The organism is Martelella mediterranea (assembly GCF_004342225.1).
Classification (GTDB): Bacteria; Pseudomonadota; Alphaproteobacteria; order Rhizobiales; family Rhizobiaceae; genus Martelella; species Martelella mediterranea_B.
On sequence record NZ_SMAR01000054.1, the window covers coordinates 1 to 14,899 of the forward strand.

Here is a 14,899-nt window from a genome sequence, read left to right on the forward strand (position 1 = left end):
TCAACGCCCAGGCCTTTTTTTATCAGTTCAGTGGCCTTCTTCAAAAGATCGCGCTCAAGCTGTAATTGCCGGATGTCGCGCTGCAGAACTTCGAGCTGCCGCTCTAATTCTTCTCGCTCTGGCACAGGCGGTGAAGTGTTCTTGCGTTTCATGATTGCAGGGGCCTCAGGACCGACAGTGCGGCTGAAAAGCAGGACTGGCCGGCGATGGACGACGCCAATACGAAGTTTCACAACCTCATCAATTTCTATGGCGGCAATATTGAAGCCGCTCAGCTTTTGCGCCGCTATTACTGGCTGAGTCTCGGCCTGATGAATCAAAGCGGACGAGACGCAAGATTTGCCGAACGGGTAACGTCTGAACATCACATGATGATCGATGCCTTCCACAAACGGGACGCGGCTACAGCACGCCAGGTCGCCGAGCAGCATGTCAAGACAACACTCCATGACGTGCTTGCCGCCTTTGAAAAACTGCAGAAAGACCGGCGCTCAAAGTAGAGTTCAACGCATACATGTTGCAAACGGTCGTTTGCGCAAGCACTCTGGCTACACTGATAAAGCAAGCCGAAAATCCTTTCACAATCCGTTTCAATATGGCCTCGTAAGGCAAGTAATTTTTGAAAGGATATGGAATGCCTCCGTAATGTCTGGACAAAGGAGCCGGAAAGATTCAAGCTCGATCCAATCCACCAAATGCCGGGACTAAACAGTCGCGGGTTTCCATCTCAAGGTGCCAGACGGACAATGAGGGCATCACGGGCGGGGACACTGAAACTGCCGTTAATCAGGCGGGCTCCTCCCTCACGCGGCCAGAAGGTTTCGCTGGCATTCAGCGCACTGCTTTTGCCATCGGTGAGCGTCCCCGTCTGAATTTGCCGCGTGGAATTGACAAGCCAGAGGTAGCGCCCGCCCTCGCCCTCGTGCAGGCGAACCTGTACTGCCGGATTGGAGCTGACGGTATGCGGCGTCTTGCCGGTGAAGGCGAAACAGCGGGCGAAATAGCGCTTTCCCGCCTCCGATTGGTCACGGTAATATCCGACCGAGGGATGGGTCCCGACCAGGAGCGTGCGCCCCTTGCCGAACGTGTTTTCAACGATGGCGATCCGGCCATCGGCGAACCGCGCCAGTTCCCGGCCCGTCGTTACCTCATAAGATTGCAGGAAACCGCCGCCCGTGGTCGAAACGCCGTCGAGCGAGAAGCGGATACGGTCGCCGATATCCGGCATGAATTCGACCTCGTCCTCTCGTACGCCAAAGACGGCATCGAGCCCGTTGTTCGGCTGCACCGTGCCGACCTTGCCGCGATCGCCGAAATAGCCCGGGCAGGCTTCCGAAACCAGCGTGCCACCAGCCTTCACCCAGTCCGCGAGTTTTTCCGCATTCCCGCTGGTCAGCATGATCGGATAGGGGAAGTAGAGCGCGTCATAGGCGTCGATATCCTCGATATGCACCCAGTCGACCTGGATGCCATTGTCGAAGAAACCGCGATAAGCACCCCACATGGCCTCCCTATAGGTCTCGTAATTGCCCTCCCGGCTCAGGAGGTAATCCCAGGCCTGGGCCTCCGGGGCGACAAGAATGCCGATTTCGCCCTGCACCGGCTTCGCCGCCAGCAGCGGCTTCTGCTCCGGCGCATTGGTCCACTTCGCGATCGTCGAGGCCATGTCGGAGCGCGGCGTGCGCGAACCATCCATGCCATAGGAGCCGAAGGCGCCGAACAGCGGGCCGTCGAGCAAAGGCCGGTAGCGCAGGTTCAGCATGCCGCGCGCGCCGCCGGCGAACGAGGTCAGCGACCACACCCGGATATCCTCGGGCTCGGCGACGCGGCCGTCCTCCTTGTCGCGCCCGACCACCTGCGGCTGCATCCACAGCGGCCCGCCCTGCCGCTCGGCATGCCAGAACGGCTTGCCGCGCGCGGCGGCGCGGTTGAGGTCGGCGGCATAGAAGCTGCGCCAGGACTGGTTGCCCTTGCGCGCATGGACGAAGGTATAGCCGTAGACCTCGACCTTGGAGGCGGCGAGCCAGTCATCCGAGCCGCGCGCGGCCATATCGGGAATCGCGCCGGCGACGCCATGGGCGGCGATCAGGCAATCGCTGTCGACGGCGCGGATCGTATCGATGCGGAACTGCATCTGGCCGTAGTAATTCTCGCGCTTGAAATCGAGCCAGTCGAGGCATTCAGGATAGGGGGCGATCTGGCGCGGCGGTTCGATATCGTCCCATTCGGCATAGGAATAGCGATACCAGGCCTTTGCCAGCGTATCGAGATCGCCATACTTCTCCTGAAGCCAGACACGGAAGGCGGCCTTGGTATGCGGGTTGTAGTCGACGGAGGGCGCATAATTGCACTCGTTCCAGACGTCATAACCCAAAAGCCCCGGATGGCCCTTGTAGCGCTCCGACAATGCCGTCAGGAAGGCGCCCGCCGCCTCTTTCACCTCCGGGCAGTTCATCGTCAGCGAACCGGCGCCGCCGCCGTTCGGCGCGAAACCGCCGGTCGCCGCAGAAACGCCCATGATCGCCGGAAGCTCGCTGCCATCGGCGCGCATCTGCCGGGCATGGGCGAACTTGCGCCAGGCCCAGTCCGGCACGGTGTGGGTCAGTTCGGCGATGATGGTCTTGATGCCATTTTCGGCGGCGAGGTCCATCTGCCGGTCATATTCTTCCCAGTCGTAGAAGCCGGGCCGGCGCTCGATCGCGCTCCACATGAACCAGTGGCGGAACACGTTCAGCCCATCCTCGGCGGCGACGCCATAATCACGTTCCCAGTCCTCGCGCGGCGGGTTGGACTTGCGGAAATAGACAGCCCCGAACGGCGTCTGCATCGGTATTTTCGTCATCATGTCCTCACACATTTGGCAAAACGCGGCCAGACGATTTCAATCTCCACCCTTGGGAGGAGATTGATTTGCTAAAGCCCCGCCAGCGCTTCCAACGTCTTGATCAGAGCGGAGTGATCCTCATCGCCGTCGCCGCGGGCGATGGCGGCGTTCATCAACTGCTCGGTCGCGGCCGTATTCGGCAAAGCGAGGCCGATATCGCGGGCGGCGTTGACAGCGAGCGCCATGTCCTTGCGGTGCAGGCGAATGCGAAAGCCGGGATCGAAAGTCCGCGCGATCATCCGCTCGCCATGGACCTTCATGATCGTCGAGCCGGCGAAACCGCCCATCAGCGCCTCGCGCACCTTGGCCGGATCGGCGCCCGCCTTTTTTGCAAACAGCAGGCCCTCGGCCACAGCCTCGATGGTCAGCCCGACGATGATCTGGTTGGCGACCTTGGCGGTCTGGCCGTCGCCGACCGGGCCGACATGGGTGATGGTCTTACCCATCGCTTCAAACAGCGGCTTGCCGCGCTCGAAATCCTTGTCCGAGCCGCCGACCATGATCGTCAGCGCCGCGTTCTTCGCCCCGACCTCACCGCCGGAGACCGGCGCATCGAGATAGAAGCCGCCCTTTGCCGCGATCTTGTTCGCAAAGGTCTTGGTCTCGACCGGAGAGATCGAGCTCATGTCGATGACCATCTTTCCTTCGGAAAGGCCCTCGACGACACCGTTCTCGCCGAACAGCACAGCCTCGACATCCGGCGTGTCCGGCACGATGGTGATAATGATCTCGGCGGCTTCCGCCACCGCCTTCGGCGTGTCGCAGGCCGTGGCCCCCTTCTCCACCAGGAATTGCGAGACCGGTTTGACCCGGTTGATGTAGAGCTCGTGGCCGGCATCGATCAGGTGCGCCGCCATCGGGCGTCCCATCAGGCCGAGGCCGATAAATCCGATTTTCATGTGATCCTCCTTAAAGCCAGGGCTTCATCCAGCCGAGACTTTCGGTTGTGCCGGCCGAAGGCTTGTATTCGCAGCCGATGAAGCCGTCATAACCTTCCGCGTCCAGCATTTTGAAAAGAAAGGGATAATTGATCTCGCCGGTGCCCGGCTCATGGCGACCGGGATTGTCGGCGAGCTGCACATGGGCGATCTTTGCCTTGAGCCGCCGATAGGTTTCGGCAAGGTCCCCCTGCATGATCTGGGCGTGGTAAATGTCGTACTGGATGAACAGATTTTCCGAACCGACGGCATCGAGAATGCGTTCGGCATGGTCGGTGGTCGAGACGAAGAAACCCGGAATGTCGCGCAGGTTGATCGGCTCGAGCAGCAGCTTGACGCCGGCTTCCGCCATGCGCGGCGCGGCGTATTTCAGGTTTTCGATCAGCGTTTCCTCAAGCTTTTCGGCAGCGATACCCTTCGGCGCGATGCCGGCGAGGCAATTGACCTTCGGGCAGTCGAGCGCCTTGGCATAGGATATTGCCGTATCCACGCCCTTCCTGAACTCTTCAACCCGGTCCGGCAGGCAGCCGATGCCGCGTTCGCCGCCAGCCCAGTCGCCGGCCGGAAGGTTGAACAGCGCTTGGCGAACATTCGCGGCCTTCAGCGCGGCGGCGACCTCTTTCTTGGGAAAATCATAAGGCCCGACATATTCCACCGCCGGAAACCCGTCCTTCCCGGCGGCGGCGATGCGCTCCAGAAACGGCAGGTCGGCGTAAAGAAACGAGAGATTGGCGGCAAATTTCGGCATCGAAAACTCCTCAGGCAACGTACTTGGTTCTGTGCAACATGCGTTTGTTGCGCGGGTCCGGGTTCGGCACGGCGGAAATCAGGCTCCGGGTGTAATCTTCCCCGGGCGCGGTGCAGATCTGCTCGGCGCTACCGAGTTCCATCAGCCGCCCCCGGTGCATCACCGCCACCCGGTCGCAGAAATAGCGGACCACCGAAATGTCATGGGCGATGAAGACGTATGAAAGATCGAGACGCTTCTGCAGGTCGAGCAGCAGGTCGAGAATCTGCGCCCTGATCGAGACGTCGAGAGCGGAAGTGGCCTCATCGGCGATGATCACCTTCGGGTCGAGTGCCAGCGCGCGGGCAATGCCGATGCGCTGGCGCTGGCCGCCGGAAAAGGCATGCGGATAGCGCTCCATGGTGGACCGGTCGAGGCCGACGAGTTCGAGCAGCGAGCCAACCTTCTCCTCGATCTCGCGGCCCGAGAGCCTGCCTTCCACCACCAGCGGGTCGGCAATCACCTGCTTGACCGTCATGCGTGGATTGAGCGAGGCGAACGGGTCCTGAAAGACGAGCCGCACCTGACTGTGGAACTGGCGCAGGCCCTGCTTGTCCAACGTCGTCACCTCCGTTTCTGACCCGTCGCCGGGACGATAGACGACCGAGCCAGAGGTCGGCTCCAGCACCCTGAGGATCAGCCGGCCGAGCGTGGTCTTGCCCGAGCCGCTTTCTCCGACGATGCCCAGATTTTCACCGCGTTTGAGGTCGAAGGAAACATCGTCCACGGCCTTGAGGATGAAACCCTTCTTACCCGCGCCCGCCCCGAAAACCTTGGTGAGATTACGAACCGACAGCACAGCATCATCCCGCGCCGTCTCCCAAGTCTTTGCACTCGCGCGCGGATTTTCCAGCCGCACGGTCGATGAAAGAAGTTCACGGGTGTAGGGGTGGCGGGCGTTGTAGAAAATTTCATCCACCGGCCCGCGCTCGACGATCACGCCGAAGCGCATCACCGCCACCTCGTCGGCGACTTCGGCGACGACGCCGAGATCGTGGGTGATCAGCAGCATGGCCATGCCGCGTTCCACCTGCAGGCGCTTGATCAGGTCGAGGATTTCGGCCTGGGTGGTGACGTCGAGCGCGGTGGTCGGCTCGTCGGCGATCAGGATATCGGGATCGCAGGCGAGCGACATGGCGATCATCGCCCTTTGCCGCATGCCGCCGGAAAACTCGAAGGTGTAGCGGTCGATCATCGCCTCGGGGTTGGGAATTTCCACCTGCGACAGCAGGCTGATCGTCTCCGCCCGCGCCTCCGCCTTGTTCATGTTGCGATGGAGGCGCAACGCCTCGATGATCTGATCGCCGATGGTATGAACCGGCGAGAGCGAACTCATCGGCTCCTGGAAGATCAGCGAGATGCGGCCGCCCCGGATCGCGCGGATTTCCTTACCCTCATCCGGCAGCGCGTGAATATCGACCGGCTTGCCATCGGTATCGAGCACGATCGTGCCGCTGGTAATCCTTGCCGCCCTGTCGACGATCTTCAGCAGCGCCCGCGCCGTCACCGACTTGCCGGAGCCGCTCTCGCCGACCAGCGCCAGCGTCTTGCCGCGATGGAGATCGAAGGTGACGTCGCGCACGGCGTGCAGGATGTGCTGACGCAGGTGGAAGTCGATGGACAGGTTCTTGACCTGCAGCACCGCGTCACCGAAGCTTTCATGATCATGAACGATGGTTTGGGGTGTCATCATAGCCTCCCGTCAGCTGTCATAGGGGTCGGCGGCATCGCGGAGACCGTCGCCGAGGAAGTTGAAGGAAAGCACCGCGATCACGACCGCTCCGGCGGGCCAGATCAAGAGCCACGGAGCCGTCGAGATGGTGCGGATGTTCTGCGCGTCCTGCAGCAGCACGCCCCAGGAGACCACCGGCGGCTTCAGCCCGACGCCGAGGAAGGAAAGCGCCGTTTCCGCGACGATCATCGTCGGCAATGCGAGTGTCACGACAGCAAGAATATGGCTTGTCAGCGACGGCAGGATATGGCGGAAGATGATCCGTCGCTCGTTCGAGCCGTCGAGCCTGGCAGCGGTAACGAAATCGTCGCCTCGCAGCGCGAAGAACCGGCCGCGCACCTCGCGGGCAAGCGATGTCCAGCCGAGCAGTGAGACGATCAGCGTGATCAGAAAATAGACCTTCAGCGGCGCAAGCGAGACCGGAATGGCGGCGGCAAGGCCGAGCCAGAGCGGGATGGTCGGCATCGCCGAGATGATCTCGATGATGCGCTGGATCACAAGGTCCACCCAGCCACCGTAATAGCCCGAGAGCGCGCCCATGACGACGCCAAGAACGAGGCTGACCGAGACGCCGATCAGACCAATCGACATCGACACCCGTGTGCCGTAGATCACCCGACTGAATAGGTCGCGGCCGAGCTTGTCGGCGCCGAGCAGGTAGAACGGATCGTTCGCCTTCAAGGGTCCGACAAGGTGAAGATCGGAAGGGAACAGCCCCCACATCTTGTATTCCGGCCCACGTACGAAAAAGCCGATCGGCACGACCTTGGTATCGTCGACGGCGAAGGACCGGCGTAGCGACGCCTGGTCGACGGTGACACTATAGCCGTTCACATGCGGCAGGAACTTGCGTTCGCCATCCTCGCCCTTGACGAAAAAGGAGATCGTTTGCGGCGGAGCGTAGGAATATTGCGGACGCGCCGTCTGCGCCAGATTAGGCGCGAGAAACTCCGCGAATATACCGATCAGATACAAGCTGAAGATGACAATGCCGGCAAAGATCGCAAGCTTATCTTTGGCGAATTTGTGCCAGATTAGCGTCCACTGGCCTGCTGCGGTATCGGTGTGACTGGTCACGCCTTTTCTCAGCGGCGTGATCGCCGGGCGATCCAGCGCTTCATGCTCCAAAGGCTCGTGGAGTGCCGTTTCCTGGAAGAGATTGTCGCTCATTGGTCAAACCTTATCCGGGGGTCAAGCATCGCCAGCAGAAGATCGGAAACCAACATGCCGACCAGAGTGAGAACGCCCATCAGAAGAATGAAGGATCCTGCGAGATACATGTCCTGCGAAACCAGCGCGCGTAAGAGCAGCGGGCCGGCTGTCGGCAGGTTCAAAACGATCGCGGTGATAGTGACACCGGAGATCAGGTTCGGCAGCACCCAGCCGATTGCCGAGACGAACGGGTTGAGGGCGATGCGCACAGGATATTTGAGCAGTGCCTTCGTTGGATGCAGGCCCTTGGCGCGGGCGGTGACGTAATAGGGCTTGTTTAGCTCGTCCGTCAGGTTGGCCCGCAGGATGCGGATCAGCGATGCTGTGCCGGCCGTGCCGATGACGACTACCGGTATCCACATATGCGCCAGCAGGTCGGTGAACTTGCCCCACGACCATTCCGCATGGGCATATTCGGGCGAAAACAATCCGCCGACGCTCTGGCCCAGCACCTTGTAGGAGAAATACATCAACGTCAGCGCCAGGATGAAATTCGGTATGGCGAGGCCGAGAAAGCCCAGAAAGGTGAAGACGTGATCGCCGAGCGAATGACGCTTCACCGCCGAATAGATGCCGATCGGCAGCGACACCGCCCAGACAAAAAGCAGCGAGGCGACGGAGACGGCGAGCGTGGAACCAAGCCGTTCCCAGATCAGTTCGCTCACCGGCCGGCCCCATTCGAAGGAATAGCCGAAATCGCCATGCAGCAGGATGCCCGAAATCCATTTGAAGTACTGGACATAGGCCGGGTCATCAAAGCCATATACGGCCCGCAGGCGTGCAATTTCCGCTGGGTCGACGGCCTGCCCGCTGTCGCTCATCGAGGCGATCAATGAAGTCACGTAATCGCCCGGCGGCAATTGGATAATAACGAATGCGATCACCGATATTCCGAACAGTGTCGGAACCATATAGATGATCCGCATGATGATATATCTGAGCATCAGCGTCCTCCCACCGCGCTAACAGAATTTCGGCCGGCTGTCGGAGCCGGATGTCTTTGTGTGCGCTGATGTCATGCCCAGCGCAGCTCAACCGTTTCCAGGGTTTCTATCGCCGGAACCTCGACTTCTGCACGTCCGCCCGCGACCCGGAACTCAGCCTCCTCACCGGCGATCAGCAGTTTCGCGCCAGCGATCGAGCGGCCCTCGGGAATCGCGACCGACACCGTGTGACGTCCGACCGGATAAACCGAGCGCGTCGGCCCCTTGAACATCATCGGATTGGTGAGATTGAAGAGCAGCACCGCGAGCGTGTCATTGCTTTCGCGAACCGCGATATCGAGCACCGAATGGCCGGAGACCTCGACTCGCGGGCGCGCACCGAGCGCAAAGTGCACGGCGTTGGCGATAAGGCGCTGGTGATCGGCGGTTAAAACGTCCCAGAATATGCCACCGATGTTCCACGGGATATAAACCGTTCGCCCGCCCGCCTTCGTTTCGCGGGTTACGACGGCTGCGCCTTTCGCTTCCTCGCGCGGATAAACCTCCTCCATCGGCAGATCCGGAAAGTCCGGAATGGACAGGAACGGGGTTTCGGTTCCGGGCAGGGTTTCGACCGCGGCAAGCATCGTTCCACCGATAATACGTTCGGCGCCCTCATAACCTGCATTGACGGGGTGTTCGCCGGAAAGTGCGATATAGCTGTTTTTCACCGGGCCACGGGAAAGCGCGGTCCGCTTCACGCCGAAGACATCGCCGAGCGCGAACGCATCGCGCTCCTTGCCTGTTTCATCGCGCATCGCCGTTTCATGCGCGGCAACAAGGCTGCCGCCGCGCGCGGCGTATTCCCTGAGTAGCGCGCATTGGGCATCAGACAGATTGGAGGCATTGGCGAGAATGACAACTTTGAAGCGATCAAGGCTTGTCGCCGTCATCGCTTCGTCGGAGAGAAATTCGAAGGAAAGCTTTGCCTCGACCAGCGCATGGTAAAAACCGAGGTCGTCGCCCTCGGCGGCGCGGCGTTCGTCACGCGCCCAGTTTTTCAGCGTCGTCGTCGGGTCGATGATCGCGATTTCGGCGGTGGGCACGGTTTTCTCAAACACGGCTTCGAGCTTTACGTGCTTCTCGAAGCCATTGGCCACCGGCGCGACCCAGCGCTCGTCCGGCACTACACCGTTGAATTTGGTGAACCAGGGCAACATGCCGTGGGTGACACCGTTGGCGATCCAGCCTTCGATTTCGGCGCCGGTGGTGACGGAATCTTTCCAGCGATGCTTTTCTTCCGGCCCGATCGAGGTGATCAGCACAACGGGACGCTCGCGGAAGGTGGCCCGCATACGCTTGGCATTGCGTCCGGCCAGCCAGACCGGCTCCAGTCCACGCCGCCCCTGATGGTCGACGACGAGGAAGGGGCAGTGTTTTTCGATCAGGCCGATATCGAATTCCATCAGCGATTCACCGCCCATATTGGGGATGAAGCTTGCATGCTGACGGATCGCCTTGACGTCATTGTCCCAGTTGATGACCATGCGCGTCAGCACATCGCGGCGCCAGCCGGACCATGCCCGCCAGGCTGGATCGGCGACGTCGCTGGTCATTGGCAGGTCAAGGCCAGTGGCATCCCTGAAACGCGACTTGCAGCTCTCGCAATAGCAAACCCCGTGGCCCTGCCAGCGATTGGCGAAGATCGCGTCGATGTCGTAGTCGCAGGTGATTTCCCTGACGATTTCCGGCATGAAAACATTGTTGTAATCGCCATAGGCGCAGGTGACCCACAGCTCCGGCATCGCCCAGTGGCGGCGCGGATTGCCGTCCCGGTCGACAGCGATCCATTCCGGATGGGCATCGGCGGCATCCTGATGGATGGCGTGCGGATCGACACGGGCCATGACATGCATACCGAGTTCACGCGCACCATCGACCAGGCGTCCGAAAGGATCGCTATCGCCGAGGAATTTGCTGACATAGTGAAGCGGAACCTTCGAGGGATAGAAGCCGATATAGCCGCCTGCGGACAGGCAGACGGCGTTTGACCGCGTGCGCTTGAACACGTCGATCCAGAAATCGGGATCGAAGTTGACCGGATCGTTCTCCACGAGCGTTAGCTGCGTCCAGCGGGTGGCGGTCTTGTACCATTCCGGCGTTCTGAGGTGTGAAGCGGTTTTCGGATCGATAAAGTTCATGTTTTTCAGGTTCCGATGGTTATGGCGAGGCCGTCGCCGGCTCGCCATGTGGCGAACCGGCTGCGGTCAGTCGGGAGAGACAGGCTTAATCGCCGGTCAGTTCTTGAAGAACTGCTCCGGCGCGGAGGGGCCGGGCGTCGGCCAGCCAAACGAGTTCGGCATCACCGGCATGGTGTTGACCATGTCGTTCTTGACGACGCCGTAGCCATCCGGCGGCAGGCTGACGCCGAAGACGAGGAACTGGTCGGCAGCATTGTTCAGGATTTTCAGCATGATCTCCTGCTGCTTCGCCTGGTCACCAGTCGCCAGCAACTGCGTGTAAAGGTCCTGCTGGGCCTTGACATCCGCCGGCGGCTCTATGGCCGCGTCGTTGTCGGGATTGGTAAAGTGAAGCGCCCACCCCTGCGCATAGAGCGCGTTCGAATTGAACGGCACGAAGTAACGCGGGTCGAGCATCGCGGCGACGCCGCTGTTGGCGCCGAACTGATGCGCGGTAGCGTCGAATTCACGGCCGTTTCTCACGCGCGTTTCCCAGAGCGAGCGATCCATGGTGCGGATCTGCGCATCAATGCCGACATCTCTGAAGTTCGGGATGGCAAGCTGGAACATGTCGAGGAAGGTGGTGCGTACCTGGTCGATCTCGAAGATGATGGTGACGCGCCGGCCCGATGAATCGAGGCGGTAGCCTTCGCTGTCCTTGTCTGGGATGACACTGTCGAGGATGGCGTTCGCCTTCTCTGGCTCGTATTCGGTATACTGCTTGGCCAGTCGCTCCACATAAAGCGGATCACCTTCAACAATTGAAGGTTGCGCCGGCGCGCCCTGCCCCACGAACACGGCATCGATCATCGCCTGGCGATCGATGGCATGCGACAGGCCGGCACGGAAATCACGGTTATTGTAAAGCTCGTTCTTGACCGGATCGGTGTGGTTCAGGTTTAGCTGGAACACCATCACATTCGCAGCGGTTTCCTTCAGCGTATAGAAGTGGAAATCGCCGCTTTCCTGTGCGTCGAAAAGAACCGGCTTGTTCGCGGGTGTGCAGATATACTGGTCCATCATGTCGACTTCGCCCTGCAGCGTCTTCAAGAGAAGCACTTCGGGATCGGCGACCATCTGATAGTTGACCGTATCGAAATAGGGCAGCTGTGTGCCTTCGGTATCGACCTTCCAGTAGTAGGGGTTACGCTCCGCCACCGCCCGCTGGGTGTCCTCGCCGGGGGCGATACTGAACTTCCAGGCGTTGAGTGTCGGCCGGGTCGAATTTTGGAAGAACACATTGTCTTCCTGCAGACCGCATTCACGCTGAAACAGCGCGATCCAGCTGTCAAAGCCGCGTTCTCTGGCCAGCTCGTTTGCATCCGGATTATATTTAATGTGGAACTGTTTCAGATAGTGTTTTGGTGCACGCGTGATCTGGTCCTGATTGGCCCAGGCAAGCTGCTGGGCAAAGAAGCCGTTCGGTTCGGCGAATTTGACCTTGAAAACCTGTTCATCGACGACTTCGAGCTCAGCAGGTTTGCCGCCAGCCAGCCAGAATGCCTGCCCGGTCGTGCTCAGTTCCGGCGAACGGAAGATATCCTCATACCAGAACTGTACGTCCTCCGTCGTATATGGATGACCGTCTGACCATTTCATGCCCTTGCGCAGGGTGAAGGTGTAGACTGTGGAGTCGTCGTTGACCGCGTAAGCTTCCGCGACGTTCGGTGTCACGCCGGACCAGTCCGGTGTGAAACGAACCGTCGGCTCGTAGCTCTGGTAGCGGAAAAGCATGGAAAGCGACCCGCCTCCCACGAGCGCGTGGTTCCATATGCCACCCTGTTTTCCGGCTCTGTCGCGCGGCGTCAGAACGAGCGGATTATCCGGCAGCCGGTCGGCAAGCGGCGGCAGCTCTCCGCCATTGGACGCTATTGCATCTTGGGCCCAGGCGGGAAGCGCCAGAGAGCCGGCAAGTGCCGTCCCTGCCGCCAGAAAGCATCTGCGACTTAAATTCATGATCTCCTCCTCCTTCGATGGATTATTTGTTATCCAATTCGAATAACATTGAGGTTGCTAAATTAATTTTGTTATGTAAAGCGTTATGAAAAATTTTATAAAAATGTATTGCTAGTTGCGTATCATTCTGCGATTTCGCGGTATAAATAAGCCTTTTCGGCGAATAACAAGACGCATCGGAGACGAGTTTGGCGCGCATAACAATTCAGAAAATCGCCGATGAAGTGGGTCTTTCTAAGTATGCGGTTTCACGCGCGCTTTCCGGCAAGAGCGGCGTCAGCGAAGCCACGCGCGAAAGGGTCAACGATGCCGCTGACCGGCTCGGTTACCGCAAGCCACGGCAGACAGTGCGGCTTCTGGGTGTTGTTTTCGATGACAGCGATTATGCCAACAGCGAACTGCACATGCAGATCCAGAATGGCATACAGAGTGACGCCCAGAGGCTCGGTTTCGGGCTTCGGATGCGCGCGACGCGGCAGGCGAGCGAAATCGAGGCGCTCGCGGAAGAATGCGATGGGCTGTTGATCGTAGGGGCGCAAAGCGAGGACGGCATGCGGCGCGCCTATGCTCAGGGCAAGCCGGTGGTCAGAAGCGGTTGGCTTCAACCGCTGGAGCAGGTTGACCAGGTGGGCGGTACCGACCATGAATCTGGTTCGGCCGTAGCCCATTTTCTCCTCGACAGAGGTCACCGCAATATTGTCTATGTTCATGGAGATCCGCGTTTTCGCGGTCGCATGGAACGTCTCTACGGGTTGCGTGAAGTTTGCGAACCGCGGGACGATGTGATCTTGCATGATCTTGTTCTCGACAACGGCAGTGAACTTTCCGACGCAATCGACAGGCTGACGAAACAGGATGAGAATATTACCGCTTTCTTCTGCGCACACGATGGATTGGCCCTGACGGTTATTTCGGAGCTTTTGAGGCGTGGATATAAGATACCGAGCGACTGCTCCGTCATCGGTTTCGGTGACTATTACGCGGCACAGCAAATATCACCGACGATGACGACGATCCGGGTTCCGGGGATTGAAATCGGCCGAATGGCCGCCTGGTTGCTTGGCCAGCGGATCAACAATCCCGATTTCCCCTCATGTCCATTGCGGATCCATGTGCCCTGTCAGATCATCGAGCGCGGCTCGTCAGGAACCGCCGCAAGGTCGTGATTGTGAACTGCCCCGGAAATCCATTCGCTTTCATCTCTCGCCAGAGCGTTGAGGCGTTTCGAGCCCCTTCGTCCCAGCGGCTGTTAAGCCACGGTGGCCAACGATCGAGTGAGCTGGGCCGTGTTCGGAAGGCATCGAGACGTTGGCCGCTTAACACGTCGCGGACAAGCTTCCGGTTATGACCGGTTTGTCGAACAATCTGTCGAATTGGGACTCCATTTTTCGACAACTCCCGGATCGCCTCATTCTTCTCCTGGCGGCGCAGGTATCACCAAGCCGGCCGGCTGAGCGGCGGTCCGCAATTTGGTCCGTAGTTGGGTCAGCGATCTCAGGGGCACCGGGATCCGTATCAGCATCGTCAGTACAAGACCCACGAACACGCAAGCGCGGCGGGATGCTTTTGGAAACCATGCGCAAGAGGGCATGGCCTTTCTCAAGAACAAGAGCCCGATCGGCCGCATCGGCGAGCCGGGGGAAATCGCGGAGGTCGCCACTTTCCTAGCCAGCGATTCCGCCAGCTACGTCAACGGCGTCGAACTGGCCCGCACGGTCCATGGCGGTGTGCGACGCGGCTTCGGGAAGAATGGCTATCCGAGCCTGCGGATTCACGAGCGGAACGGGGTGAAAATACCGCTCCACCTCGCGTTCACCGCTGATGACAGGGCAATAGTCGATGCGTTTCTGCTTGACCTCTCCGGTCGGGAACACGCCGGCTGTGAGGTGGACGAAGGTTTTAATGTTTGGCACGTCCGTCGCATGATGGATCGCCACAAGATCCGGCAGCGTCACAGGAAAGGACGATGGTGGACCGTAATGCTCGAAAGGGCCTTTCGGTGTTGATTTCTGCTGAGAGGTGACCCTGTAGGCTTCTAAATTTTCACTGAGAATTGCCCCCTGTGAACACATTGCCCTGACGGATTCGGTCGGGGAGATATGGAGTGATTGACATGGGATTTTTGAGTGTTGTCCGACGCTGGGCATTACGTGACAAAATGCCAATCCGCGAGATTTCAAGGCGCACCGGCCTGTCTCGCAACACCATTAGAAAGTACCTGCGCGAG

The 14,899-nt window shown here is 59.8% G+C and carries 11 protein-coding genes and 2 pseudogenes; 4 read left to right on the plus strand and 9 right to left on the minus strand.

The annotated features are described in order from the left end of the window. Nucleotides 1-224: pseudogene (locus EDC90_RS19220) on the minus strand (IS3 family transposase); the annotation flags it as partial. Here EDC90_RS19220 and EDC90_RS19225 point away from each other — a divergent pair. Continuing rightward, a complete protein-coding gene (locus tag EDC90_RS19225) occupies nucleotides 207-500 on the plus strand; it encodes an FCD domain-containing protein (RefSeq protein ID WP_207903969.1) in 294 nt (97 codons plus the stop codon). The pseudogene EDC90_RS19220 and the gene EDC90_RS19225 overlap by 18 nt on opposite strands. Before the next feature lie 227 nt (nucleotides 501-727). Here EDC90_RS19225 and EDC90_RS19230 read toward each other — a convergent pair whose 3' ends face one another. The 8 genes from EDC90_RS19230 to EDC90_RS19265 all read right to left on the minus strand — a co-directional run bounded on the left by EDC90_RS19230 (nucleotide 728) and on the right by EDC90_RS19265 (nucleotide 12,675). Further along, on the minus strand, nucleotides 728-2,842 hold the full coding sequence (locus EDC90_RS19230) for a beta-galactosidase (protein ID WP_245511141.1): 2,115 nt from the start codon (nucleotides 2,840-2,842) through the stop codon (nucleotides 728-730). Nucleotides 2,843-2,913: 71 nt separating this feature from the next. Next, nucleotides 2,914-3,783 (minus strand): 2-hydroxy-3-oxopropionate reductase, encoded by an 870-nt coding sequence (locus tag EDC90_RS19235; protein WP_132314154.1) that lies wholly within the window; start codon nucleotides 3,781-3,783, stop codon nucleotides 2,914-2,916. A 10-nt stretch (nucleotides 3,784-3,793) separates the two neighbouring features. Next, entirely contained in the window at nucleotides 3,794-4,570 is a 777-nt protein-coding gene (hyi, locus tag EDC90_RS19240) for a hydroxypyruvate isomerase (protein ID WP_132314155.1), read from the minus strand. 10 nt (nucleotides 4,571-4,580) lie between these two features. Continuing rightward, nucleotides 4,581-6,302, minus strand: a complete 1,722-nt coding sequence (locus EDC90_RS19245; RefSeq protein ID WP_132314156.1) for an ABC transporter ATP-binding protein — start codon at nucleotides 6,300-6,302, stop codon at nucleotides 4,581-4,583. Between the two features lie 9 nt (nucleotides 6,303-6,311). Beyond that, nucleotides 6,312-7,511, minus strand: a complete 1,200-nt coding sequence (locus EDC90_RS19250) for an ABC transporter permease (protein WP_132314157.1) — start codon at nucleotides 7,509-7,511, stop codon at nucleotides 6,312-6,314. After that, nucleotides 7,508-8,497: an ABC transporter permease gene (locus tag EDC90_RS19255; RefSeq protein WP_132314158.1), complete on the minus strand. Its 990-nt coding sequence runs from the start codon at nucleotides 8,495-8,497 to the stop codon at nucleotides 7,508-7,510. Before EDC90_RS19255 ends, EDC90_RS19250 begins: the two co-directional genes overlap by 4 nt. A 71-nt stretch (nucleotides 8,498-8,568) precedes the next feature. After that, a complete protein-coding gene (locus EDC90_RS19260; RefSeq protein ID WP_132314159.1) occupies nucleotides 8,569-10,677 on the minus strand; it encodes an alpha-amylase family protein in 2,109 nt (702 codons plus the stop codon). Nucleotides 10,678-10,773: 96 nt separating this feature from the next. Continuing rightward, the gene (locus EDC90_RS19265) at nucleotides 10,774-12,675 is read right to left on the minus strand and encodes an ABC transporter substrate-binding protein (RefSeq protein WP_132314160.1); all 1,902 of its coding nucleotides are present in this window, start codon (nucleotides 12,673-12,675) and stop codon (nucleotides 10,774-10,776) included. Nucleotides 12,676-12,860: 185 nt separating this feature from the next. On the opposite strand from EDC90_RS19265, the gene EDC90_RS19270 reads away from it, so the two are divergent. From EDC90_RS19270 to EDC90_RS19285, 3 genes and pseudogenes are all read left to right on the plus strand, one after another. Next, entirely contained in the window at nucleotides 12,861-13,838 is a 978-nt protein-coding gene (locus EDC90_RS19270) for a LacI family DNA-binding transcriptional regulator (RefSeq protein ID WP_245511139.1), read from the plus strand. A gap of 300 nt (nucleotides 13,839-14,138) precedes the next feature. Beyond that, nucleotides 14,139-14,678: pseudogene (locus EDC90_RS21335) on the plus strand (SDR family oxidoreductase); the annotation flags it as partial. Nucleotides 14,679-14,785: 107 nt separating this feature from the next. Next, a partial coding sequence (locus tag EDC90_RS19285) for a winged helix-turn-helix transcriptional regulator (protein WP_132314163.1) occupies nucleotides 14,786-14,899 on the plus strand: 114 nt, incomplete at its 3' end.

Excerpts from the sequence above, each read along its gene's own strand:
- EDC90_RS19250 (WP_132314157.1), bottom strand. The coding sequence starts at position 7,511 with ATGAGCGACAATCTCTTCCAGGAAACGGCACTCCACGAGCCTTTGGAG.
- hyi (WP_132314155.1), bottom strand. The coding sequence starts at position 4,570 with ATGCCGAAATTTGCCGCCAATCTCTCGTTTCTTTACGCCGACCTGCCG.
- EDC90_RS19225 (WP_207903969.1), top strand. The coding sequence starts at position 207 with ATGGACGACGCCAATACGAAGTTTCACAACCTCATCAATTTCTATGGC.
- EDC90_RS19245 (WP_132314156.1), bottom strand. The coding sequence starts at position 6,302 with ATGATGACACCCCAAACCATCGTTCATGATCATGAAAGCTTCGGTGAC.
- EDC90_RS19235 (WP_132314154.1), bottom strand. The coding sequence starts at position 3,783 with ATGAAAATCGGATTTATCGGCCTCGGCCTGATGGGACGCCCGATGGCG.
- EDC90_RS19260 (WP_132314159.1), bottom strand. The coding sequence starts at position 10,677 with ATGAACTTTATCGATCCGAAAACCGCTTCACACCTCAGAACGCCGGAA.
- EDC90_RS19255 (WP_132314158.1), bottom strand. The coding sequence starts at position 8,497 with ATGCTCAGATATATCATCATGCGGATCATCTATATGGTTCCGACACTG.
- EDC90_RS19230 (WP_245511141.1), bottom strand. The coding sequence starts at position 2,842 with ATGACGAAAATACCGATGCAGACGCCGTTCGGGGCTGTCTATTTCCGC.